The sequence below is a fragment of the Anaerophaga thermohalophila str. Valhall genome, assembly GCF_000250735.1.
Classification (GTDB): domain Bacteria; phylum Bacteroidota; class Bacteroidia; order Bacteroidales; family Marinilabiliaceae; genus Anaerophaga; species Anaerophaga thermohalophila_A.
On record NZ_AHZV01000342.1, the window covers coordinates 1 to 25,458 of the forward strand.

17 protein-coding genes are annotated in these 25,458 nt (G+C 42.0%); 8 read left to right on the plus strand and 9 right to left on the minus strand.

The window, feature by feature from the left end; genetic code table 11:
- Positions 1-74 precede the first annotated feature (74 nt).
- From OQ5_RS0117620 to OQ5_RS0117630, 3 genes are all read left to right on the plus strand, one after another.
- Positions 75-2,246 (plus strand): hypothetical protein, encoded by a 2,172-nt coding sequence (locus tag OQ5_RS0117620; RefSeq protein ID WP_026055379.1) that lies wholly within the window; start codon positions 75-77, stop codon positions 2,244-2,246.
- Positions 2,247-2,322: 76 nt separating this feature from the next.
- Entirely contained in the window at positions 2,323-4,419 is a 2,097-nt protein-coding gene (locus OQ5_RS0117625) for a glycoside hydrolase family 31 protein (RefSeq protein ID WP_016778750.1), read from the plus strand.
- A 183-nt stretch (positions 4,420-4,602) separates the two neighbouring features.
- The gene (locus tag OQ5_RS0117630) at positions 4,603-6,186 is read left to right on the plus strand and encodes a glycoside hydrolase family 43 protein (RefSeq protein WP_016778751.1); all 1,584 of its coding nucleotides are present in this window, start codon (positions 4,603-4,605) and stop codon (positions 6,184-6,186) included.
- A gap of 252 nt (positions 6,187-6,438) precedes the next feature.
- Here the strand turns inward: OQ5_RS0117630 and OQ5_RS0117635 are convergent, their stop codons facing one another.
- The 8 genes from OQ5_RS0117635 to OQ5_RS23950 form a co-directional block, all read right to left on the minus strand.
- Positions 6,439-7,104 carry a transaldolase family protein gene (locus OQ5_RS0117635; protein WP_016778752.1) on the minus strand — a complete coding sequence of 222 codons (666 nt, stop codon included), beginning with the start codon at positions 7,102-7,104 and terminating at the stop codon, positions 6,439-6,441.
- A gap of 551 nt (positions 7,105-7,655) precedes the next feature.
- The gene (locus OQ5_RS25020) at positions 7,656-7,805 is read right to left on the minus strand and encodes a hypothetical protein (protein WP_016778754.1); all 150 of its coding nucleotides are present in this window, start codon (positions 7,803-7,805) and stop codon (positions 7,656-7,658) included.
- Between the two features lies 1 nt (position 7,806).
- Entirely contained in the window at positions 7,807-8,934 is a 1,128-nt protein-coding gene (locus tag OQ5_RS21565) for a zinc-binding dehydrogenase (RefSeq protein ID WP_255297621.1), read from the minus strand.
- 221 nt (positions 8,935-9,155) lie between these two features.
- Complete coding sequence (locus tag OQ5_RS0117650; RefSeq protein WP_016778755.1) at positions 9,156-10,295, minus strand: SDR family NAD(P)-dependent oxidoreductase; 1,140 nt, start codon at positions 10,293-10,295, stop codon at positions 9,156-9,158.
- Positions 10,296-10,606: 311 nt separating this feature from the next.
- Positions 10,607-11,815, minus strand: a complete 1,209-nt coding sequence (locus tag OQ5_RS0117665; RefSeq protein ID WP_016778758.1) for a PHP domain-containing protein — start codon at positions 11,813-11,815, stop codon at positions 10,607-10,609.
- A 253-nt stretch (positions 11,816-12,068) separates the two neighbouring features.
- On the minus strand, positions 12,069-14,537 hold the full coding sequence (locus tag OQ5_RS0117670) for an alpha-ketoacid dehydrogenase subunit alpha/beta (protein ID WP_016778759.1): 2,469 nt from the start codon (positions 14,535-14,537) through the stop codon (positions 12,069-12,071).
- A gap of 108 nt (positions 14,538-14,645) precedes the next feature.
- Positions 14,646-15,416 carry a 2-oxo acid dehydrogenase subunit E2 gene (locus OQ5_RS23945; RefSeq protein ID WP_218054569.1) on the minus strand — a complete coding sequence of 257 codons (771 nt, stop codon included), beginning with the start codon at positions 15,414-15,416 and terminating at the stop codon, positions 14,646-14,648.
- A complete protein-coding gene (locus OQ5_RS23950) occupies positions 15,391-15,939 on the minus strand; it encodes an E3 binding domain-containing protein (protein ID WP_218054570.1) in 549 nt (182 codons plus the stop codon). The genes OQ5_RS23945 and OQ5_RS23950 overlap by 26 nt, the downstream gene beginning before the upstream one ends.
- A 102-nt stretch (positions 15,940-16,041) precedes the next feature.
- On the opposite strand from OQ5_RS23950, the gene OQ5_RS0117680 reads away from it, so the two are divergent.
- Positions 16,042-16,758, plus strand: coding sequence for a GntR family transcriptional regulator (locus OQ5_RS0117680; RefSeq protein ID WP_016778760.1), 717 nt, complete (start codon positions 16,042-16,044; stop codon positions 16,756-16,758).
- Positions 16,759-16,859: 101 nt separating this feature from the next.
- Here OQ5_RS0117680 and OQ5_RS0117685 read toward each other — a convergent pair whose 3' ends face one another.
- Positions 16,860-17,726, minus strand: a complete 867-nt coding sequence (locus OQ5_RS0117685; protein ID WP_016778761.1) for an AraC family transcriptional regulator — start codon at positions 17,724-17,726, stop codon at positions 16,860-16,862.
- 473 nt (positions 17,727-18,199) lie between these two features.
- Here OQ5_RS0117685 and OQ5_RS0117690 point away from each other — a divergent pair, with 473 nt between their 5' ends.
- From OQ5_RS0117690 to OQ5_RS0117705, 4 genes are all read left to right on the plus strand, one after another.
- Positions 18,200-19,213: an L-rhamnose/proton symporter RhaT gene (locus OQ5_RS0117690; RefSeq protein ID WP_016778762.1), complete on the plus strand. Its 1,014-nt coding sequence runs from the start codon at positions 18,200-18,202 to the stop codon at positions 19,211-19,213.
- A 271-nt stretch (positions 19,214-19,484) separates the two neighbouring features.
- The gene (locus OQ5_RS0117695) at positions 19,485-20,756 is read left to right on the plus strand and encodes an L-rhamnose isomerase (RefSeq protein ID WP_016778763.1); all 1,272 of its coding nucleotides are present in this window, start codon (positions 19,485-19,487) and stop codon (positions 20,754-20,756) included.
- Positions 20,757-21,292: 536 nt separating this feature from the next.
- Positions 21,293-22,663 carry an FGGY-family carbohydrate kinase gene (locus OQ5_RS0117700; RefSeq protein ID WP_044108063.1) on the plus strand — a complete coding sequence of 457 codons (1,371 nt, stop codon included), beginning with the start codon at positions 21,293-21,295 and terminating at the stop codon, positions 22,661-22,663.
- 334 nt (positions 22,664-22,997) lie between these two features.
- Positions 22,998-25,442 carry a glycoside hydrolase family 2 TIM barrel-domain containing protein gene (locus OQ5_RS0117705; RefSeq protein ID WP_176694099.1) on the plus strand — a complete coding sequence of 815 codons (2,445 nt, stop codon included), beginning with the start codon at positions 22,998-23,000 and terminating at the stop codon, positions 25,440-25,442.
- Positions 25,443-25,458 lie beyond the last annotated feature (16 nt).

A 25,458-nucleotide genomic window follows, 5' to 3' on the forward strand; every position in this document is an offset into this window, starting at 1 on the left:
TGTTTTTTTGTCGGACAGCAGTGATATTTATTATTCTGATCTGTACTATATTTCATCCTGATAAATTTTATCCTATGAACATCCTAAAAGAAAAAAGTCTCTATATTATTTCAACTTTTTTTATAGTATTAATTTTTTTGATACTCGTATCATGCCATTCGCAACCCGAAACACAGTCGATTGACAGGTATGCTCTGGTAAATCGTCATAATATTTCAGTTGAAAAATTTGACCCGATGACCCCATTGTCTGTTGGTAACGGTAATTTTGCGTTTACAACTGATATTACCGGACTTCAAACTTTTTTTAAAGATTATGAAAAGGGCATTCCACTTGGTACCATGTCTAACCGGGGGTGGCATTCAGTTCCAAATAGTAAGGATTTTGAGAGATATGAAACCTATCTCTATTGGGATGTTGACGGGAGAGAGGTGCCTTACGAAGATCAACTCCGAACATCGCCAGGAGCCATGGAAGCGGCTAATTATTTCAGATCAAATCCACACCGTCTTCATCTGGGGATAATTCGTCTGAAAATTACAAAGTCCGATGGTGAAGAAATAGTTATTGATGATGTTCAAAATCCCAATCAAAAACTCGACTTATGGAAGGGTGAAATAGAAAGTGAGTTCGAAATTGAAGGAGAGCCTGTTAAAGTTCAGGTTTTTGTTCATCAGGAAAAAGATTTGGTTTCTGCGAGAATCGAATCTCCCCTGATCAAAAGTCAACAATTGTCAGTTGAATGGCTTTTCCCTTATGGTGCTCCGGTTCATACTCATCCTGGATATGATTCTAGTTCGCCTGAAAAGCATTCTTCTAATCTGGTTAAATCTACTGATTCTTCTGCTTTTATTCGACGCGAACTTGATTCTACAACATATTATACAGGTATTACCTGGACGGGGAGTGCAGGATTGGAAAAAACAGGAGAACACGAATTTCTTTTGACACCAAATGCGAATCAGCAATCTTTTGATTTTTCCTGTTTGTTTTCTTCGTCGACAATTGATTCGGAATTGCCCGATTTTAAGGCAACTAAAGAAAATAACCTGAAGCAATGGGAAGAATTCTGGACCACAGGTGGCGCCATTGATTTTTCCGAATGCACAGATCCCAGGGCAAAAGAGCTGGAAAGACGTACCGTTTTATCGCAATATCTGACGAAAATAAATGGTTCGGGAAATTTACCACCACAAGAGACCGGTCTGACTTTTAACAGTTGGTTCGGAAAATTCCATCTGGAAATGATTTGGTGGCACAGTGCTCATTATTACAACTGGCAGCGATCCGGGTATGTTGAAAACCAACTGTCGTATTATAGCGATATTTATGAGCAGGCTAAAGAATTTACCCGATTGCAGGGGTATGAAGGCGTTCGTTGGCCAAAAATGACAGGGCCGGAAGGGTTTAACAGCCCGTCTTTTATTGGTTCTTATTTAATATGGCAACAACCGCATCTGATTTATCTTGCCGAACAGCAATATCTGGCTAATCCAACAGATGAAGTCCTCGGAAAGTACGCCGACCTGGTGTTTGAAACGGCCGATTTTATGGCCGACTTCGCTGTTTATGATGATTCATCGGATACGTATCAACTTAAGCCGCCTTTAATTCCTGCACAGGAACATTGGAACCGTGAAACAACAGAAAATCCTCCCTTCGAATTGGCTTACTGGCATTGGGGATTGACAACAGCTCAGAAATGGAAAAAGCGGTTAAACCAGAATTTTGATGAAGAATGGGAAAAGGTTCGAACCAATTTAATTACTCCTGTTTCAGCCGAAAATGTTTATCTGGGAATTGGCAATGCACCGGATTCTTATACCAATCCGGAAAATATGCGTGATCATCCAATGGTACTAGGTACCTATGGCATGTTACCACTTTGGAATAAAGTGGATACAGCTATTATGCACAATACTTTGAAAATGGTGATGAAGCGGTGGAGTTGGGAACACACCTGGGGGTGGGATTATCCAATGGTTGCCATGTGTGCAACACGCCTGAATGAGCCTGAAATTGCCCTTAACGCCCTTCTAATGAACGTGCAAAAGAATACCTATCTGAAGAATGGTCATAATTATCAGGATGACAGGTTGAAAATATACCTTCCGGGAAATGGTGGTTTCCTGAAAGCTATTGCCTTGATGTGTGCGGGATGGGATGGATGTGATACCCAAAATCCCGGGTTCCCGAAAAACGGAAAGTGGAATGTGAAGTGGGAAAATCTGAATTCTGATTTTTAGACTTTTTTAATTGACTATTAAGTTGTTACCTGTGAATATGAACCATCTTACATCTAAAAATTTAATATTTAGCGCTATGAAAAATTTGGAAAAGTATTTATTGCTTTTTATTGTTATTTTGTTGACATCAGCCTGTCAACAAGAAAAAATCAGTCGGTCATATATTAATGATGATGGACAGCTTGCTATCCAACTTGACCTTAAATATCTGTCAAATCCATTAATTATCAGCGGAGAAGAAGGGGCTTTATTTTTTGATACTGAATCGGGACGTAACTGGATCAATGAGCTTCCCGATGAAGAAACCTGGAAAGATTCTTCTTATTACGCTAAATGGGAACAAGAAAACCGTGTGATAGAATTAGCGGTAGAAACTGCTGATGAACATTACACATTTTCCTTGAAGGGCAATCCTGCTGAAGATATTTTGAAGTGGGGATTTGGTTTGTCGGCTTCAGATGATGAATATTTTACAGGACTTTTTGAACGAACTGTGGATGGAAATCAAAAAGAATCCTGGAAAGAAGGCATCGAAACAGCGATGAATTTACGTGGCGAAGCGGTTGATATGCTTATCAAACCGACGCTTTCGTTGTATGCCCCGTTTTATATCTCATCAAGTAATTACGGATTGTTTGTGGAGGGAACCTGGCCGGGGCATTATGATTTTTGTAAGTCAAACCCTGATTTGGTACAAATAGCATTTGAAGGGCCATCATTTTCAGCAAAATTTTATACATCGTCCAACCCTGCCGATATTGTAAAACAGCACACTTTAAATAGCGGATCTGTTTTGGTTCCGCCAAAGTGGGCATTTCAGCCGTGGCGATGGCGCGATAATCATGTTCATCTGGATGAATATTATGATGGAACTAAAGTGAATGCACCCTACAACAGTCAGCTGGTTGAAGATATACTGATGATGGAGGCTTATGATATTCCTTGTGGCGTTTATTGGGTTGACAGGCCCTGGGCAAAAGGTTATCATGGCTATGCTGATTTTGAATGGGATAATGAACGATTACCAAATGCCGAAGAGATGATAGATTGGCTAAAGGAACGTGATGTCAGGTTTATGCTATGGATAGCACCATGGGTTGTTGGAGATATGCAAGAAACCGCTGATGAAAAGGGGTATTCTATTCCCATTAAAGGTGCTGCTGGAGGTGTTAAGCCTGACTCTATTGCACTTCTCGATTTTACTAATCCTGAAGCTTGTAAATGGTGGCAGGAGAATGGTTTAGAAAAGGTGTTAAAGCAAGGTGTTGCCGGATTCAAACTGGATCGTTCGGAAGAGTTGGTTCCTGAAACCCGTGATATTCTTTTTGCTGATGGTCGTACAGCCAGGGAAGTCAGGAATGAATATCCCGTATTATATGCAAAAACAGTATATGAAAGCGCCCGGAAGATTCATGGCGATGACTTTGCCTTGCTGACACGTGCCGGTTATACAGGAAGTTCACAATATACTTCGTTTTGGGGTGGTGATATTGGTTCACCTCAGGAAGGTTTGCGGGCTGCCATAGTTGCTCTGTTGCGTAGTTCTGTCATTGGTTTTCCTGTTTGGGGGTCTGATATAGGTGGATATTGGCAGGGTGACCTGGATCGTGAAGTTTTTGCTCGCTGGTTGGCATTTGGTTGTTTTAATCCGATAATGGAGGTTGGACCCACAGAAGATTTGGCCCCCTGGAGTATGGACTCAGAACCAGGTTATGATGAAGAATTAATTGCTATATGGAGACTATATGCTAAACTTCACTCTAATCTGGCAGATTATAGTTATGAACTTGCTTTAAACGCAAATGAAACTGGAATGCCCATGGCAAGACCATTGTTTTTACAATTCCCTGATCAGAAGGAAGCATGGGACGATTGGCAAACATTCATGTATGGCAATGAAATTCTGGTTTCTGCTATTTGGAAGAAAAGTGTAACATCGCATAAACTTTATCTTCCTGCCGGTGAAAACTGGAAGGATGCCTGGAGTGCTGAAGGTAAAGTATATGAGGGCGGACAATGGATTGATATGGAAACACCAATGCATAAGATTCCGGTTTTTATTCGTGAAGGTTCGGAAATTGATCTTAGCAACATCCAAAAGCTTTATGAAGAATCGTTGGAGATTGCAAAAACAAAGCCCGACCTGACTGCATTGGAGAAAGAGGCTTTTTAGTTCTGAGAGGTTTTGTAGAAACGAATAAAAACGCAAAGGCGCAAAGGCGCAAAGTTTTTAATAGAGGGGATTGATTTAATAAGGCAAATCTAAACTCTTTTATTATCAAGCTTTTACGTCTTCACGTCTTTGCATTCAGACTCCTGCAATAGATTCTTGTTTCGTCAACTAAAACTTGATATTATGGAAATTAAAAAGGCTCTGATTCTGGTTGTTACATTTTTAGTAGCACTGCCTGCCTTAACACAGGTTTGGAACCCAAACATTGATGAAGACACCTATAAAAACCCCATCATTTTTGCCGATTATTCCGATCCGGATGTCATTAGGGTAAGGGACGATTTTTATATGGTAGCTTCCAGTTTTAACTGTATGCCCGGAATCCCTGTGCTTCATTCGAAGGATTTGGTTAATTGGAAAATCGTTAATCATGTATATGAAGCACTCCCACTGGAAAAATTTGATAGGCCTCAGCATGGACGGGGGGCATGGGCGCCGGCTTTGAGGTACCATGAAGGCCGCTTCTATGTTTATTTTTGTACACCTGATGATGGTTTATTTATGGCCGAAACAGACGATCCAATGGGAGAGTGGGAACTGCATTGGATCGAAAATATTGCCAACTGGGAAGATCCCTGTCCGCTTTGGGACGATGACGGTAATGCTTATCTGGTCAGAAGTAAGGTTTGTGGCGATGAATTATACATTCACCGGATGAGTGCTGATGGCAGACAGTTATTAGACAACGGTCAGCTTGTATATAAGGATAAGGAAACCAATCCTGTTATTGAAGGTCCCAAGTTTTTGAAAAAAGACGGGTACTACTATATTCTGGCACCTGCGGGGGGCGTACCTACAGGCTGGCAAACTGTTTTGAGGTCAGAAAACATTTATGGCCCGTATGAAGAAAAAGTGGTTTTGCATAAAGGAAATACAGAAATCAACGGCCCCCATCAGGGCGGCTTGGTGGAACTGGAATCGGGAGAATGGTGGTTTGTTCATTTCCAGAGTCGCTATTTTATGGGACGTATTGTTCATCTTCAACCAGTAGTTTGGGAAGATGGATGGCCTCTGATGGGTGAAGATATTAACGATGATGGAATTGGCGAACCTGTGATGACTTATCAGAAACCCAATGTTGGAAAAGTGAATAATGAAGCTCTTCCTCAAACATCGGATGAATTCAATGGTAACAAATTGGGGTTGCAATGGCAGTGGCAGGCCAATCCTAAAAAGGAATGGTATTCGCTAACTCAAACAGATGGGATGATCCGACTGAATTCAGTCAAGAATCCCACTCAGAACGGAAATTTCTGGTTTGTACCGAATCTGTTGCTTCAGAAATTTACAGCCCCATCGTTTACAGCAACAACAAAAATAAGTTTTAACCCCGAGCTAATTGGTGAAAAAGCAGGGCTGACAGTGATGGGTAAACAATGGGCCTATATTGCCCTGGAAAATTCAGAGGACGGACTAAAACTTGGTTTGTTTGAAGGCGACTATAATCAATGCCAGGATATGACAAAAGAAATTGCTGCTATACCATTTAATGCTGATCATTGTTTCCTAAGAGTTAAAGTTGATAATGGATTATGCAAATTTAGCTACAGCTTCGACAATAGAGAGTTTATGGAAATTGCGGGTGAGTACCAATTCAAATCTGTTCCAGGATTATGGATTGGTGCCAAAGTTGGTATCTTCACCATTAATCCCAACTTACGCGAGAGCGACGGTTTTGCTGAGTTTGACTGGTTTAGAGTGGAGTAATATTTTTATCTGAACAATTCTTTAATAAATAAACCGTTAGAAACCTTAAACGCAAAGGCGCAATGACGCAAAGTCATTTTATTAGAGAGTTATGAAGTGTATGCTTTGACCGACTGTTACTTATTTGTCAGTAAAATAAAAGAACGGTGGTTACAAATCACCGTTCCTGGGATATGAGTTAAATTTATACATAAGTTCTTTCTGAATCATAGTCGCTATTGGAGCCAGGGATTATTCAGAAAATAAGGCAGACTAGAACGGTATATCATATAAATTCTTGCCGTCTTTCAAGAAAGCTTCCACGCTTGTATCTGTCATGGGGTGACTTCGGAGTCGTTCCAATAATTCGTAACTAATGGTAGCGGAGTAACAACCGGTGAGGCTCACCCTGTGGACCTGGTCTACCGTTTTGAAACTTGCTGCCAAAACTTTTGTGGGCAGTTTAAAATCGTTAAAGCTTTTGACAATATGACTAACCACTTCAATGCCATGTGACGATATATTATCAAGCCTGTTGACATACGGAGCTACAAAATTGGCTCCCGCACGTGCAGCCACTAAGGCCTGCTGATGGGTGAAAATTGCTGTGGCTGTAATTTTAAAACCGGCCTTTTTGAGCATCGGTATTGCCCGGAATCCTTCTTCTGTAATTGGAATTTTAGCATAAAAATCGCACTTGTCAGCCGTAATTTCCCGATATTTTTTTGCCTCGTCAACCATTCTTTCGGCTTTTTCACTAATCATCTGAACATGAAGCATTTTTCCGTCCATCAGATTGGCGAGTTCCGGCAAAATCCTTGACAGTTTTCTGTTTTCTGCCGCCAGAATGGTAGGGTTGGTCGTAACTCCCTGAAGTGGAAAGTAACGAAGTAGTTTCTCAATTTCTTTAATGTTTGCTGTATCTGCTAGATAATACATATTGCTGTTATTTTTTGTCCCGTGCAAAGGTGCAAATAATCGATGAGTGTAGTATAAAAAGACATATTTTTGTCAAAATCAAGGCGTTTTAAATTTTTGTACCGGAGTTAACCCGTTGTTAATGAGGATGCAAAAATTTAAAACAACAAAGAGTTTGGCAATAAAGATGCTTTTTAGACTGTACTTATCGATGTTTTCTAACAAAACAAATTATTAAAAAAAGCCTAAACCCAAGGGCGTAAAAACGCAAAGTTTTTATTATGCGAGAGTTACAACAATACTCCGTTAAGCTTTTGCAATGCACTGCAAACCAATTGTTTGCATCTAAAGTGGTTCGACTGTTAAAATGCAGTAGAACAAGGATGTAGCAATCATCTTAAATCTTATATCTAAAAATCTAATGCTCTATTGTTACAATAGATCGTTAGATTATATCTTTCCTTTTTTCAATCCTTTGCAAAGTCAGTAACCAATTGAAGGGTCCAATATCCATGCTTTTGTCCGATGAGCCATACCCTCTGCTCTCTGCACCTGCCATGGACTCAATTATTTTAAATTCTTTGCGGTGCATTGGCTAAAAGATATTCTTCTGCTTCGACCGACCACAAGCCTTTATTGGCTTCAACCAATTCAGCCAGTTTGGCAAAGAAGGGGTTGTCCTTACCTTTTTCGGCAAATTCGGATATGGGCGTAAGTGGCATATTAATGTGTGTATAAATGAGTTTTTTTCCGTCCCGGGATTTCCGGCAGATTTAATGTTGTCTCGGCCACAGCATTAAGTCCTCCTATATGAGTTACCAAACCGGCAGGATCAAGTCCTTTGCTCATTATTTCCAGTGCTTCTTTCATGTCGTTCATGTTTCCTCCCGATGTTCCGACAATGTGTGTATAGGCATAATGGACATTGTAAAAATTCATTTTTGCTTGCAGATTGGGGTTGGACGGGCCTGCAAAGAAATTCAGACAGCCATCGAATCCCAAAATGGCATCGGCCTGTTCTATCACAGCCGGGACAGGGGCAAATACAAAAACATCGTCATAGCCTGTTCCTCCTGCTTTTTGTTGAAGTAGTTTTACAGGATTATTGGTCTTGCCGGTGTTCATGTACACCAAATCAATACCTCTGGCTTTGGCGGTTTCAACGGGATAAATTTCTGAAGCTCTGTCAAGACGTGACTGATCGATATCGGTAACAACCAACAATGATGGCTTTCGGTCTTTTCGATTAATGACATAATTGATGGCAGCCAGTCCCATAGGACCGACACCTGCCAGTATGGCCATTTTCCCGCCATCTTTGATTTCCATTTTATGATTGTATGAGCCCGGAGTGGTATGGTAATTAGCATGCATCGCGCCTATAACACAGCTTAGCGGTTCTGCCAAAGAAGCAGGATAGAAACCCGGGCCATCATACGTCAGCAAACAGTCCTGTTCCAGAACATCTTTGGGGATAATGACAAAAGTTGCATCACCTCCTATGTACTGATAGGAATATCCGGGGGCGCTAAGTACACCTACAGGGCCGTCTTCATAATAAATGGCCGGCTGAATGGAGTATTTCTGGCCGGGACTGAATTTGTCTTTCCATTTATCACCCACTTCAATAATTTCTCCGGCAAATTCGTGACCTATTATGACGGGCTTTTCTGCAACATTATCAGGTATTCTTTTGTGATCTGTTCCCTGGTTTGCGGCTTTGTATGATGACATGCAAATGCTGTCGGAGACTACTTTGGCCAGTATCTCATCTTCTTTAATCGGGGGCAACTCAAAACTTTCCAGTCGAAGGTCTTTTTTTCCGTATAATCTTACAGCTGTTGTTTTCATGGTTTTTCGGTTTTTATGGTGAAAGGGCAGGAGGGTGAGGGCATGGAGCAGAGGGCATGGAGCAGAGGGCATGGAGCATGGGGCAGAAAGCCATGTAGAAAGACCAGGAAAATGGAATCTTTCGACCTATCAATTCAGAATTTTGCTAATATTCTCTTCTTTTCTCCATTCCCTCTGCCCTATTCCCTCTGCTCCATGCCCCATGCCCTCTGCTCTCTGCCCTACGACAACATATTTTGTCCGCCTGTGACCGGTATTGCCTGCCCCGTTTCATATTCCTGCTCCATCGCGTAAAAGAGTGCACGAACCACATCTTTGACGCGGCATCCACGACCGGCTGGAACCTGACTTTCGTAGTGCTTTTTCACATCATCAATGCTTTTGGCTCCTGGTACTTTATTGGCGTTCAGGTATTGCACAAAAAGTCCTTTTTCGGGATCGCTCCACAAGGGGCCTTCAAAAAAGTTGCCGGGACAGACAGCATTGACTTTTATTCTGTGCGGTATAAGTTCCAGAGCGAACGACTGAGTGAGCCCGATACCGCCAAATTTGGCACCTGCATAAGCAAAGTTTTTATTACTGCCCTTGAGACCCGATTTAGAGTTGATTTGAATAATATCGGCAAAATAATTGGGTTTCATTTCAGTCTGGATTTTCATGAAGGCTGATCCGGCTTTTGTACAATGGAAATATCCGTTGTAGTTAACCCTGGTCATCCAATCAAAAACATCCGGCTCCATCTCATCCAGTCCGCCAGCCCTGAGAATGCCTGCATTGCTTATTAGCACATCTACGCCGCCAAAATGATTAACGGTTGTTTCGACCATTGCGTCAACCGAAGAGGCTTCCGCAACGTTACATTTTACAAACAGAGCCCGGTTGGGCATTGTCTGCCGATTTATTTCGTCGGCCAGTTGCCGACCTTTCTCTTCATTCAGGTCTGCTATCACAACGTTGGCACCTTCCCTGAAAAAGTTTTCAGCGATGCCTTGTCCAAATCCCTGAGCTGCTCCGGTTACAATGGTCGTTTTTCCGGCTAAACGACCAGAGGGATTTTGGCTGGATAGATCAAATGATCTCTTTTTGTTTATTTGGTCGATAGCTGTTGCCGAATTGGCGGTGATTATGTATCCGTTATCTTTGATAACAACAAGATTGAATACTGATGAGAAAGATAGCTCCTTCAATTCATCCATAGAAATACCGGAATCGAATTCGGTTATATTTTCATCGGGCCATCCTGCGTTTAATGCCTGCTCTTTTGTACATATCATCTTGTCCGGAAAGAAACGGGCTGTAGCCAGTAGTTCCCGACTTGCTTTCATCCTTATGGCCGCCGTAAATTTTGATATTTTAGTCATCTTTTTGATGTTTCAATAATAGTGTTGTGATATTTATTCATGTTTTATCTCGCCTGCACCCTGCTCTTTGCTCCATACTTCCACTCCCTTTCACCTTTCCACCTTTCTAGCACTTCCAGGGTCAGTGACCACTGGAAGGGTTCCACCCCCATGCCCTTTGCTCCATGCTTCAAACCCTATCACCTTTCTACCTTTCAACCCTTTAATATTCCAACCCTTCTACCACCTCCAGGGTCAAGCACCACCGTGAGGCGCAACCCCATGCCCCATGCCCTTTGCCCTTTGCCCTCTGCCCTCTGCTCTCTGCTCCACTACAAATTCATTATCGTCCATCCGATTTTTATGAAGTAGTTTTTTTCATCATACTTTGGTTTCCCTGTGTTCTGGTCAAGCCAGCCATTGCCGGTTTTTTCTGTGAGATATTGATGAGCCAGAAGAATACAGATGCTTTTCGTATTGATCAGCTTTACTTTCTGTGTTAAAGGTATCCCGTTTTTTGCATACGGAACTAAAGGTTCCATGGCAGGTGTGTTGTGTTCAGTACCAAATGTGACGAGAAAGCCATTGTTCCAAAGTATTTCTGTTGTTTTTTCAAGGTATTGGATGCTGTTGCGCGGGGTGATGAATTCGGTTGAGAAAAAGCCACGTTCTCTGAGCTTCTTCATGGTTGTTTCGATGTTTTTTTCAAAGTCTGTGCATTCTCCCTCAAGAGCGTTTCCCAGAAAAGGATATGTAGGAACACCCTTGGCTTTCATGATAAGTTCCCTTATGGTTTCAAGGCTGGCAAAAGAATTGGTGTCTTCCGGGATAAAGGCAGGGCCGCCTGCCTTTAGCAATGCACCTCTCATCAGGTTTTCGATTGTCGCAGGGTCAGAAGAAGTAATTTCTTTTTGGGTTATGATTTTATAAAATTCAACTCTTTCTTTCTCAGAAGTGAATGCTTTTTCCGCTTTTAGTCTGACTGCTCTGGCCAGGTGCCTTTCACGTACCTGACCTTTTGTGAGTTTGCGGAGTATTTCTTTAAAATCAAGGATAAACGGTGCTCCTGCGTTTCTCAAATGATGGTTCAGAAGGTCTGTCATGGCCCTGGATTGCATGTTATTTTTGGCCACGGCATCCGATAACCAGGTTGAAACGTAGGCGGGCAATGTTCCGGTGCTTAGCCCTTTTCCACTGATGTAGGTCCTGCCGGGATTCGACGGATCATTGACTTTGATATCATTGGCCTGGTCTTCGGTATTGAGACCAATCATTTCAATGTTGAAAAGAGGAGCCATTCCATGTTTGCTGCACGCTCTTCCCCATTCATCAAAACCATTTACCGTATTGAAATCATTGATTCCCGCTGCTTTTAATCCTTCTTTTGATGCCAGTTGTACTGTCTGTTCCACCGTATCAAAAGCACTGAAGGAATATGGTGTGTGCAAGTGTCCGTTGGTCAGTGGTAAATTGTTTCCATCAAAGTCAGGCGCATTTGCAAGAAGCTGCTCCGGCCCGGGATATTTTGTCCAGTATTCCATGCTTTGTTAGATGTTAGAATGTTAGCTGATAGATATTAGAGGTTAGAGGTTGCTGGTTGCTTGTTACGGGTTTTGTTCGCTCGGCTCTGCCTCATCTCTGCAATAATTGGTTAATTTGTTAATTTGTCATTGATAATTGGTCATTGATAATTGATCATTGAAAACCCTTCTTACTTATACTCCATGCCCTCTGCTCCATGCCCTCTGCCCTTTACTTCTGCCTGTCGGTAACTATCATCTCATCATCTCTCATCTATACTCCCTTTTTATTTCTTTCAATCATCGTTTGTTCATCAAATTTTTCTTTGGGTGTGTGCCCTTTTAAAGGCACAATTTTTTGGTGGATGGCATCGATTAACCAGTGTGGTTGAGGGAAGAAACTGTTTTCCAGTTCATGTGCAGGTGTAATCCAGTTTCTTGAGCCAACCACAACGGGAGGAGCATCCAGATAATCGAATGCCAGGTGGGCGATATTGCCGGCAAAGTCGTTAAGAAAAGATCCACGACCGGTGGCGTCGCCGGTTATTACAATGCGGCCGGTTTTTTTCACCGATTCAATGACAGGCTCGTAATTAAAAGGCACCAACGACCGGGCATCGATCACTTCTGCAGAAAAATCATATTCATCATCTAAAATTTTTGCAGCCTCAAGAGCCCTGTATAGGGTGGCGCCAACCGACAAAATAGTAACATCTTTGCCTTCCTTTTTAATGTCTGGTTCACCTATGGGTATTTCATAGTATCCTTTGGGAACACCGTCAGTGTGGAATTGTTCTCCAATATCGTAGATACGCTGACTTTCAAAGAAAACCACAGGGTCTGTTCCCTGAAGCGCACTGTTCATGAGTCCTTTGGCATCATAAGGGGTAGCCGGGAAAACGACTTTCAGTCCCGGAATATGTGCAACCAGGGACGTCCAGTCCTGCGAATGTTGTGCTCCGTATTTACTTCCTACCGAAACACGAAGTGTGACCGGCATTTTAATGAGGTTTCCGCTCATGGCCTGCCATTTGGGCAATTGGTTAAAGACTTCATCCCCGCTTCTTCCCAGAAAATCGCAGTACATTATTTCCGGAATTACTCGTCCGCCGCACATGGCATATCCAATGGCCACCCCAACAATGGCGCCTTCGGCGATAGGAGCGTTGAAAAGTCTGTGATAGGGAAGGGCTTCTGTTAATCCACGGTATACAGCAAATGCCCCTCCCCAGTCGCGGTTTTCTTCTCCGAAGGCAATAAGCGTGGGGTCTTTATAGAACCTGTCAATAACGGCCTCGAAAATCCCGTCACGCAGATGAAATTGCTTCATTTTTGAGAAGGGTTTACCGTCCTTGTCAAATGCAAAACGTTCTTTCCTTGTCAGTTGTTTAACACGTGGATTATCTTTCAAGGGCATTAATACTTCAGGTTCACGGTTTTCCATTTTTTCCACCGATCCGTTTGAAAACATCATTTCACCAATTTTATCCGGTTCTGCTTCCATATCCATTCTTGGCGATACAGAATCATCTACGGCCAACTGTAGCATTTCTTTAATCAATGCTTTTATATCGGCATCAATTGTCTCTATATTTTTTGCGGAGCAAATTTTCTCGTTGATGAGGTTTTCCGAGAAACTGAACACACAATCCTGCTTTTGCCACGCTTCAATTTCTTCTTTGCTGCGATACGAAGAGGCATCAGACGGACTGTGTCCGCTAAACCTGTATGTTAGAACATCGAGCAGAACAGGTCCTTTTTTCTCGTCAATAATTTTCTTTTTTCTTTGGTATGCATCAATAACTGCCAGAGGATTATAGCCATCCACGCGTTCGGCGTGCATTTGATCGGCATTTACACCTGCCCCGATTCGGGCAGCGATGCCATATCCCATTGTTTCGCCACACGTTTGGCCCCCCATTCCGTACTGGTTATTCATGATATTTATGATGAGTGGAAGTCCTCCCTTCATATCATCTTCCCACAGTTCTGTAAATTGATCCATGGTTGCGAAGGAAAGACCTTCCCATACCGGGCCACATGCCATTGATGCATCCCCGATGTTGGCCACCACCATTCCCGGCTTACGATTGACCTTTTTATAGAGAGCCGCTCCTACTGATATGTCAGCACTACCACCCACGATGGCATTATTGGGATATACCCCGAAAGGTGTGAAGAAAGCATGCATACTGCCTCCCAATCCACGATTGAAACCTGTTTCACGGGCAAATATTTCTGCCAGCGTTCCGTAAACCAGGAAGCGACGGGCAAGGGATTTTACATCTCCTTTGAATCCTTTCTTTACGATTTTCAGAATGGTGCCATCAAAGAAGTTCTCCATGATATCCATGAGCTGATTTTCACTCAGTTTGTGAATGGCACTTAGTCCTTTGGCCAAGATTTCGCCATGACTTCGATGCGAACCGAAAATAAAATCATCTACAGTGAGCGTATATGCCATGCCGACGGCCGCAGCCTCCTGTCCGATTGAGAGATGGGCAGGACCCGGATGATGGTATTTTATCCCCTGGTATTCTCCTGTGGTTTTAATGAAATTCAGCATTTCTTCAAATTCACGAATCAAACGCATATCATGATATATGCGCTTGAGGTCGTCATCGCTGAAATTATTGCGTTCTTCGCTCAGAGACCGTTTATAATGATTTACGGGTATAGGTTGGAACTTTATTTCGCTGCTCTTTCGCGATCTTTCGGGGTCTATAAATTGACATTTAGGCATATTTGGAATGTTTTTCGTGTTTGTTTTGTCTTGTCAGCAAAATCCAACAAAACAATCTAATATCTAATAATCTAACATCTAACAATCTAATAATCTAACCTCTAACCTCTAATCCTCTATCACCCGCGAAGCCTCCAACGTCTCAATCTGGTTGGCTACTTCTTTAACAAAGCGTGTGGCTTCTCCGCCATCGAGTGCCCGGTGGTCGTAGGTGAGACTGAGTCCGATGTGTGGGACTAATGCTAAGGTCCCATCTTCAAGAGGTTTGGGACGGTATATAATGGTGTTCACTCCTAAGATGGAAACTTGAGGAAGATTTATTACCGGTGTAAACATTTCGACCCCGTAATTTCCCAGGTTAGAAACAGTAAAAGATGCCGATTCCGGGGCAATTAAATCGGGGTCTATGTTCCCTTTCCGGCAGGCTGCAGCCAATTCATGCATTTTTGTTGACAGACCTTTTATATTCAGTTCATCGGCTTTTTTTATTACCGGTACCATCAGGCCTCTTTCGGTATCAACAGCAAGGCCAAGATGGACAGCTTTAAAAATTTTGAGGTTGTCATTGTTGAGATGTGCGTTAACCCGGGGAAATTTTTTGAGTACCTTGATGACAGCGAAGCAAACAAAATCATTGATGGTAATGTCCATACCCGATTCTTTTGCCTTTTTTCTGCATGCCAAAAGTGCCCGTGCATCGGCACTGAGATGGTGAGTAAGCTGGGCCGACGACTGCAGAGAATGGTGCATGGCATTGGCAATAATCTTCCGGATGTTTGTCAGTGGTTTGATCTCAAAATCATCTTCTGCATCTGTATTTACAAAGGATGCGTGTTTGCCTTTAACGTTTGCTTCAGATTTCTTTTTTTGACTCGACATCGCTTTGCGTTACTTCGCTCGCGTTTCTTTCTAACCATTTGTCGACGTCGCGGCTGATAATCCGTCCATTAGGCCCGGTTCCGGCAAGTTCGTGGACCGGGACATTTTCCATTTTAGCCTTTTTCCGGGCTCTGGGAGAAATTCTGATTAACCGCTCAGCAGATTTTTCCGTTTCTGGTGTTGTTGGGATTTTCGTTACTTTTTGTGTCGTTTTTTTTGCCTCCTCACCGGCAGGTTTAGCTAACGGTGAGTGAGATTCCGGAGCAAAACCCGATATATCCTCACCCTGCTTTCCGATTACACAGACAGTCTGTAATACGGGAATTTCATCACCTTCTTCAAAGAAGGCCCTGAGAAAAACGCCGTCATCCGGGGATTCCTCCTCAAAAGAAGCCTTATCTGTTTCATATTCAAATAGTATATCTCCTTTTTTTACCTGCTCACCGGGGTTTTTATGAAAAGCCGTGAGTATACAGGACTCTACTGATTGCCCCTGCCTGGGCATAATAATTGGAATTGCCATATTTGTAAACTTGTAAATACAAGTGCAAATATAAAGATGTTTTGTGAAAATGCAATTCTTAGAAAAAATTCTAAATTTGTCAGTAATCTATATCAAACAATCATGGAAGAAAAACCAGTTCCGCATTACCGTCGGTTGTATGAACAACTCAGAAAGAGCATCGTGGATGGCATCTATAAAGAGGGAGATTTACTTCCTTCCGAAAATGAGTTGTGTACACTTCATAATCTGACCAGGCCTACCGTTCGTAAAGCATTGGATTTGCTTACACATGAAGGGTTTATTAAAAAGCAGCAGGGACTTGGAAGTATTGTCCATAAATTGCCCAAAGGAATAGGTATCTTGTCTATTGCTGGAACTACAACGGCTATCGGTAAAAAAAATCTGACAACAAAGACCGTTGTCCGACCGAGGGTACAACCCTGGCCCGACGACTTCTTTTTCCCGCTGAGCGATGAATTGAAAACTACCGGATGTATCTACTTTGAGCGTGTACGATCGGTTATGGACCGGCCGATATTTTATGAACAAACCTATCTTCCCAATATTAATCTACCAAGGTTTACTTCCAGGAATCTCGACAATAAATCCCTCTTCGATCTTTTGCGCCAGAACTATCATTTGGAAGTAAAGGGGGGTGAGCAATATTTTAAAGCCATAGAGGCCGGTGATTCAAAAATTTGTGAATATCTTAATCTGTATTCCGGTCAGCCTGTTCTATATCTTTCAAGAAAGCTGGAAACCAACCGGGTGAATTTCAGTTTTTATTCTTTTATGTATTGTAACACCAATGATTATTCTTTGTACGGCGTTTTCTGAACAAATGGCCCTTTAAACTTTTAATAACACAACTCACAACTCTCTCATAATAAAAACTTTGCGTCATTGCATCTCTGCGTTTATTTCTGGACAGACACAAATTATTTATCTCTGACTTCTGAAGGAGGTATGCCCATTTTGTTCTTGTAAAGCCGGCTGAAATAATGGATTGATTCAAATCCGGTTTCGTAGGCCACTTGCTTGATGGGCATGTCGGTGGCCAATAGTAGTTCTTTTGCTCTCATCAGTCGCAAATGCAGGTGGTATTGACCTGGAGATACCCCGGTGTGTTTCTTAAACATCTTCCGAAAATATGAATAGCCAAGGTTCAGGGAAGAAGCTAATTCCTTGAAATCCAGTTCCCGGTCAACATTTTCGCGCATTATAAATTTAGCATCTTCCATGGCAATTTCCAAAGTGGTTCCCTTAAAGTGTCTGTTCTTAACATGCGAGACCAATGATCCCAGTAATCTGATGGCAATACCTGATGATATAAGCTGGAATCCAGGGCGCTCTTTTTGGGCAAGTTCGTAAATCTTGTAATAACAATCTATAAAACTCTCCTTTAATCCGCATTGGATGACAGGAGTTTTTGAACTAAGAATCAGGTTTTTAAAAAGACGATCAACAATGTCTCCTTCGATCCCGATATAATGTTCTGTCCATCCTGCATTTATTTCGGGTTTGTAGCGATGCCACATTCCCGGTTTGATAAGCATTATGGTCCCCGCCTTTATATCGTATTTTCCCGCCTTTGTTTCCAGTATTCCCCTTCCTTCAGTGATGTAATTTATCTGATACTCGGAGAGTATCCGTCCTGTTTCCCAATTGAAGTAATAGCCTGTCGGGTGTTCGGGCGACGGGTATACCGCCCCGGGTTTTACAGTTGCCATCCCGACCACATTAAAAGAAATGCCCCATTCTTTGTCTTCGGGGTTGGTGGTAAGATATTTAAAGAAGTCTTCCATGTCTGGTTTCTTCGGGTTTTTGTTAAAAAGTGCAGGGGGAGTGTAAAATTAGTAAATTATTGTCGATTGAAATACAATGCTCCGTTAAACTTTTGCAATACGCTGCAAACCAGTTGTTTGCATCTAAATGGGTTTAACTGTTAAAATGCAGTAGATCAAGGTTGTAACAATTATCTTGCATCTAATATCTAAAAATCTAACGATCTATTGTAATAACAAGTGTCAAATTATATAACTCAAATGCCAGATTGTGTATTGATGAGGGAAGAGGTAATAAGTACTTTTGATTATTGAGTTCGGTCTAAAAAGCATCTTTACTTCCAAACTCAATGTTGTTTTAAATTTTTGCATTCTCATTAACAACGAGTTAACTCCGGTACAAAAATTAAAACACCTTTATTTTGACAAAAATATGTCTTTTAAACCTCACTCATTATTATTTTTAGTTTTTAACGCTTTGATACATTCTGCTTATGAGTGCAATGCAGGGAATTTTATTAATAGCCATTGGAAGCATGGGAGCTGCCAGTTTTTATGTCCCTTTTAAGAAAGTAAAAGAATGGGCATGGGAAAGTTATTGGATAATGCAGGGAGTTGCCGCGTGGCTGGTGGCCCCGTTATTGTTCGCCTGGTTTACTGTTCCTGATAATGCTCTTTTCGAAGTGCTGGCCGAAGCGCCTGACAAACCCAAATGGCTTGCTATTATGTTTGGCGCACTATGGGGGGTCGGTGGTCTTACTTTTGGCTTAAGCATCAGGTATTTGGGTGTTGCTCTCGGACAAAGTCTTGCCCTGGGTTTAACCGCTGCTTTTGGTACGCTGGTTCCGCCAATTGTTAATCCTGATGAGTCGTTGTCGTGGATTCTTATTCTTGGCGTGAGTATTTGTGTGGCAGGAATCGCCATTATTGGTTATGCAGGTTCGTTGAAGAATAAATCGATGACAGATGAGCAACGACGTGCCTCTGTGGCTGAGTTTGCCCTGAAAAAGGGAATATTGATAGCTATTCTGGCTGGTGTTATGAGTGCCTGTTTCAATTACGGGCTCGAAGCGGCCAGACCCATCGAAGCGCTTACACGTTCTTATGGAACCAATCCTCTCTTTTTGAAAAATCCTTCTCTCGTTTTCATTTTATGGGGAGGATTTGCCACCAATGCCGTTTATTGTTTCTATCTGAATATTAAAAAGAAAACCTACAAGGATTACTTTGGCTCAGGTTCGGGAATATTTTTCAATAATTTGTTTTTCACTTTCCTGGCCGGGTTTCTTTGGTTTCTTCAGTTTCACTTTCTTGGTATGGGGCAAAGTAAGCTGCCCGAAAATATTGCCGTGTTCGGATGGAGTATCCTGATGGCAATGAATATATCATTCAGCAACATCTGGGGTATTATTCTGAAAGAGTGGAAAGGTGCCGACCGGAAAACAATGTTGGTGCTGGTAATTGGCATCATTGTGCTGATTGCTTCAACTTTTGTTGTGAATCTTTAAAGAATAGATCATTAATCATTAGATCGCCAGATAATCAGATTGTTAGATTTAAGATTTAAGTTGTTGACGGGGAGAAGTAAGGGGCAGAGGGCATGGGGCATGGAGTATGGTGCAGAAAGGTTAGAATGCAGAAGGATTGAAAGGCAGAGATGATAAATTTTGTTGAGAAGAAATAAATGTGAGTAAGATTGTTACAACTTGTACCAGTGGCGGGAATAAATGATGCATAAAATCAATCGATAATAAATTGTTAGAAATAAATAAATGAGTTATGACTGATAAAAATTTCGTTGAAAAAGCTTATGCTCTTGCCAAAGAGCAATATGCAGGTTTTGGTGTTGATACCGATGCTGTTTTAGAGAAAATGAAAGACGTAGTGATCAGTCTTCATTGCTGGCAGGCTGATGATGTGAGCGGTTTTGAAACACCAGATGCAGAGCTGGGGGGTGGAGGCATTCAGGTCACCGGAAATTACCCCGGAAAACCAGAGTCTGTAGCTGAAATGAGGGCTGACCTTGATAAAGTTTTCTCATTGCTTCCCGGAAAACAAAGACTTAGTCTGCATGCCATATACGGAGAGTTTGGCGGCAAAAAGGTGGATCGTGATGCTATTGAGATTGAGCATTTTCAAGGCTGGATCGACTGGGCCAAAAAACACGGAACAGGTTTGGATTTTAATGCTACCTGTTTTTCACATCCTCTGGCTGATGATGGTTTTACACTTTCCAGCAAAGATAAAAAAGTTCGACGCTTTTGGATCAATCATGTCAAAGCCTGCAGGAAAATTGCAGCAGAATTTGGAAAGCAGTTGGGAACCCCTTCGGTACATAATCTTTGGATTCCCGACGGAATGAAAGACAGTCCTGTTGACAGAGCAGGATATCGGGCCATCCTGAAAGAATCGCTTGACGAAATATTTGCAGAAGAATATCCCAAAGAGTACCTTAAAGATGCTATGGAGTGTAAACTTTTCGGTATCGGGTCGGAGGCTATGGTTGTTGGTTCCCATGAGTTTTACCTGGGCTATACCATCCAAAATAAAAAGTTGCTTTGTCTGGATAATGGCCATTTCCATCCTACCGAGCTTGTAGGTGATAAAATTTCTGCGGTGCTTCAGTTTCTGGATGAGATATTGTTGCATGTAACACGTGGTGTGCGTTGGGACAGCGACCACATTGTGACGTTGAACGATGAAATTATTCAAATAGCCCAGGAGATCGTTCGCAACAATTACCTGAACCGGGTCAATATCGGGCTCGACTTTTTCGATGGCAGTGTCAATCGTGTCGGCGCCTATCTTGTCGGTACCAGAGCTGCCCGGCAGGCTTTTATGCAGGCCTTTCTTGAACCAACCGGCACACTTTTAAAATACGAAGAAAACAGCCGGTATTTTGAGCGACTGGCACTTCTCGAAACCATGAAAACCAGAATGTTTGGGGCCGTTTGGGATTATTACTGCCTGCAAAATGATGTGCCCGTAGGTGGTGATTTTATTGATGAGGTAGTGAAGTACGAGAATGAAGTTCTTAATAAGCGGGGATAAAAATGATCAATAGTTTTTAGTCAATAGTTTTTAGTCAATAGTTTTTAGTCAGTAGTCAGGGTTTCGGATTTTGAGTTTGCCCGCTTGTTGAAACGCACGGCCGTGCGTCTTTACTTGCCCCGAAAAAGTTTCATGTGCCGTGTTCCGTGTTCCGTCAATTGGTCAATTGGTCATTGAACATTGATAATTGATCATTGATCATTGAAAAAGATTCTTCGTCGTAACTCCTCAGAATGACAAAAGAGGCTTACTGTCATTTTGAGCGGAGCGAAGAATCTATCATCTAAAAATCTAATCATCTATTGATCTATTGAAAAATCTGTGTTCGCTCGGCTCTGCCGCTTTGGTTGCAAAGAGTCTGTGACATCTGTGGTGAATTCTCAACCTCAACCTTAACCTCTGCTTTAAATGTTTTGCGACTTTTGCGTGGAAAATTTTACCAGAACCTGAAATAATATTTAGTCGGTAGTGTTGAATGTAAAAATGCTCTTCTTTATATGAATGCTTCTGATGAAATGTGTTTGAAACAGAGAAATATGGAAAAAGTTACAGCAATTTTTGATATAGGAAAAACCAACAAAAAATTTCTGTTGTTTAATCAGAATTTGAAATTGATATATCAGGATGAAATAAATATTCCGCCTGTTTCGGATGAAGACGGATTTGAATGTGATGATATTGCCTTCATAGAAAGATGGATTAAGGACAGGCTTAAAGATGAAATCCGTAAAGGAAAGTTTAATATTACCGGTGTTAATTTTTCTACCTACGGAGCTTCTCTGGTTTTCCTGGATGAGAAGGGGAAACGTCTGACGCCTCTCTACAATTATTTGAAACCAATTCCGGCAGAGGTACGGGAAAAGTGGTATGAAGTAAATGGCGGAATGGAGGAGTTTTGCAGAAGAACGGCCAGTCCGCCTCTTGATGCCATGCTCAATGCGGGCGTACAGATTCTTTGGCTGAAGCGTTACAGGTCTGAAATTTTCGGAAGAGTAAAGCATATTCTTCACTTTCCGCAATATCTGTCGTTTCTATTGACGGGAAAGGTGGTCTCGGAATATACATCACTTGGATGTCATACAGGAATGTGGGATTTTGATAACATGCAATACCACGAATGGCTTGAAAAAGAAGGGGTTTTTTTACCGCCGCCGGGGAGTAATTCTCAGAAGACCCGAGCATTAATCGAGGGTCATGAGCTCTGGGTGGGGCCGGGCATACACGACAGCTCGGCCTCTCTGGCTCCTTATTTAAGGGCAGATATTGATCCTTTTATGCTGACTTCAACAGGCACCTGGTGTATTAATATGAATCCATTTAATCATTCACCGCTAACTCTGAAACAATTGAAAAACGATTGTCTTTGCTATCTCAGTATCGATGAAAAACCGGTGAAATCATCCAGGTTTTTTATGGGACACATACACGATTTGAATCTCGCAAATTTAATCCGCCATTTTAAAATTGATGATAATTATTTTAAAAGATTGGTTCCGGATGACCATTTAATTCATAGATATCTGGATGAAAAAGAGTTGCCTTCCAATGCCTTTTTCAGAAAAGAGATGCCGGAGAATTATGTTGACAAACAAGTGAATCCGGCTCTTTTTGCGTCGTTTGATGAAGCCTATCATCGCCTGGTTTATGATCTTACACGACTAAATGCAAATTCGATAAATCTCATCAGCGAAAAAAACGATGGGGTAAAGAATATTTTTATTTCTGGAGGATTTGCACGAAACAAGATTTTTGTTAAAATGATGTCCGGAGTTTTTCCAGATATGAATGTTTATACTTCTGATATAGACAATGCTACGGCTCTTGGGGCAGCACTTGTTATTTCTGATAATTGCCGGGAAACCGGCAGCCCGGAGGTAGATTTGAATTTGCAAAAAACTGAGATATAAATGCACAGACCTGAGATGAAGTCAGACACAAAAAAGATGCATCCGGGTGGGGCTGTCCAAAAACTCTGTGATACCCTGTGCGTACATTGTGACACTCTGTGTAATTCATTGTTTCACAGAGATACACGAAGTTAGTACAGAGTCCCACAGAGTAAAAATTAGTCTTTTTAGTGCCCGTCTATAAACTCAGAAAAATTTCTCAATATGTGTGTCTGTTCAGAAAGTGCCGGTTGCAAGCGTACCACAGCAAATGGTATTCTATGGACAGACACTTTTTAGACAACCTCATTATCTCTTTCATAGAGCTATTTAACATCTAATAATATATATGAACATGAAACGAATATTCATTCTTATAATTTTGATGGGCATGTTTTCTCATCTTTATGCCCAAAGGGAGGAGCATTTGATAAACTTTAACTGGAAACATGCCTTTGGAGAAAATCCCGGTGCACAAAACCCTGATTTTGACGATTCCGCATGGACGGATGTGAATCTTCCACACGATGCCAGCATTACAGGTCCTTTTGTAAAGGACAGCCTGAATGGAGACCGTAAAAACGGTTTTCTTCCTCGTCGCAAAGGATGGTACAGAAAGGAGCTAAATATCGATTTCCTTGTTGAGGATAGAAAGGTTTTTCTTGAGTTTGAGGGTGTTTATCGCGATGTTCGTGTATATGTTAACGGAGAGGAGTTGGCTCATGAACTGAACGGGTATAAGAATTTTATGGTGGATATCACATCGGTTCTGAATCAGGGAAATAACCTTGTTGCAGTGAGTTATGACAATACCGATATGGAAAGTTCACGCTGGTACAATGGCGAGGGCATCTACAGAGACGTGATCATGCATGTAACGGATGAAGTTCATGTGAACTACCACGGAACTTATATTCGGACACCTTTTGTGACGGACGATCTCGCAAAGGTTACCATCGATACCGAGGTGGTCAATGAAAAGGATGACAGTACAGAGGTTGTATTGAAAACCGAAATTATTGCTCCATCGGGTGAAGTGGTTACTACCATAACAGATGTAGTTCCAATGTCCGGAGACGAACTTTATGTCTTCCGTCAGGAGGCAAAAGTTGGAAATCCCCGGCTTTGGGATTTGGATACGCCTAATCTTTATCATGTGAGGTCGGTCGTAATGACCGAAGGCATAATTAAAGATGAATATGAATCTACTTTTGGTATTCGCACCATTGAATTTGACCGCGATCGGGGGTTATTGCTCAATGGTAAAAAAGTGCTGGTCAAAGGTGTAAATATTCATCACGACCTTGGGCCGTTAGGGGCTGCCGCTTTTGAGCGTGGCTTTGAGCGTCGCCTCAAAGGATTGAAAAAGCTCGGATGCAATGCGATTCGCCTGGCTCACAATCCGCATGATGAGTTTATCCTTGAGTGGTGTGATCGAAACGGAATACTTGTGATGGATGAAGCTTTTGATAAATGGAGCGATCAGTTTTTCGGTAAGGGTAATGATTTTAGCGACCACTGGAAAGAAAGTCTGAAAGCGTTGATAAAACGTGATCGGAACCATCCCTGTGTATTCTTGTGGAGCGTGGGAAATGAACCCTATATGCAAAAAAGTGCACGATACGATTTTGGCGTGCCAATGCTCAGGAAACTGAGGGATTTTGTTCATCGCTTTGAGCCTTCACGTAAAGTGACATGCGGTTTACATCCGTCGCGTAAAAGCGGCGCTTACAGAACAAAAAATTATTACCGCGAAGGTCCTCCCGAAATGGAGTTTTATATGGATGTGGTTAGTACTAACTACCGCGAGGAGTTTTGGCCTGTTGACAAGGCGAACTACCCTCAACTGATGTTTATTTTGAGTGAAGCCCAGGTAGGAAATCTGGGTAATGAATGGTTCAATTTTAATCATGACAATTCTGTTGGGTTGTTTTACTGGGGAGGAACCGACTATATTGGAGAGTCTTTTGGCTGGCCATCGAAGGGATGGCCCAATGGCATTATTGACTGGAACGACCACTGGAAGCCTTTCAGCTATTATATTCAAAGCCTTTACAGTTATGAGCCGATGGTGCATATTGCCACTTTTGATCCCGGTGATGAACGTCAAAAATACTGGAATGAGGTACAGTTAAGATACCAGCCGATGTTTTCGCACTGGAATCATGAGGATAAAGATTCTGTGAAGCTATATACATTCAGCAATTGCCAGGAGGTTGAACTCTACCTCAACGGAAAATCACAGGGAACTAAAAAAGTTCCGGAAGCATATTTTACTAAAGATATTAAGGGATATACGGCTGAGGAATATGATCCCGATAATCCCGTTAATACCGGGCCTGCCAAGCACAGAAATCTGGAATGGACTGTTCCGTGGGAGCCCGGTGTAATTGAAGCTGTCAGCAAAATTGACGGGAAAGAGGTTTCCAGGCACAAACTGGTTACTGCCGGAGAGCCTTACAGTATCATTCTTGAACCTGACAGAAAGCAAATAAATGCCGATGGTCTGGACCTTGCTTACATCACGGTTAAGGTAGTTGACAAAAACGGAGTGCTTGTGCCTGATGCTGAGCATAATATCCGTTTTGAGGTAACTGGTGCCGGTGAAATTGCCGGTGTTGGAAATGCTGATTTATTGAGTGATGAGTCTTTTGTGAATAACGAACGAAAAGTTTTTCAGGGAAAAGCGCTTTTAATTGTAAGGTCTGACCGCGAGGCAGGAAGTGTTGAAGTTAATGCTACTGCTCACGGGTTAAAGGATGGTCATGTTATTATAGAAACCGGACAACCGCTTAATTAGTGTCTGTCCATAAAGT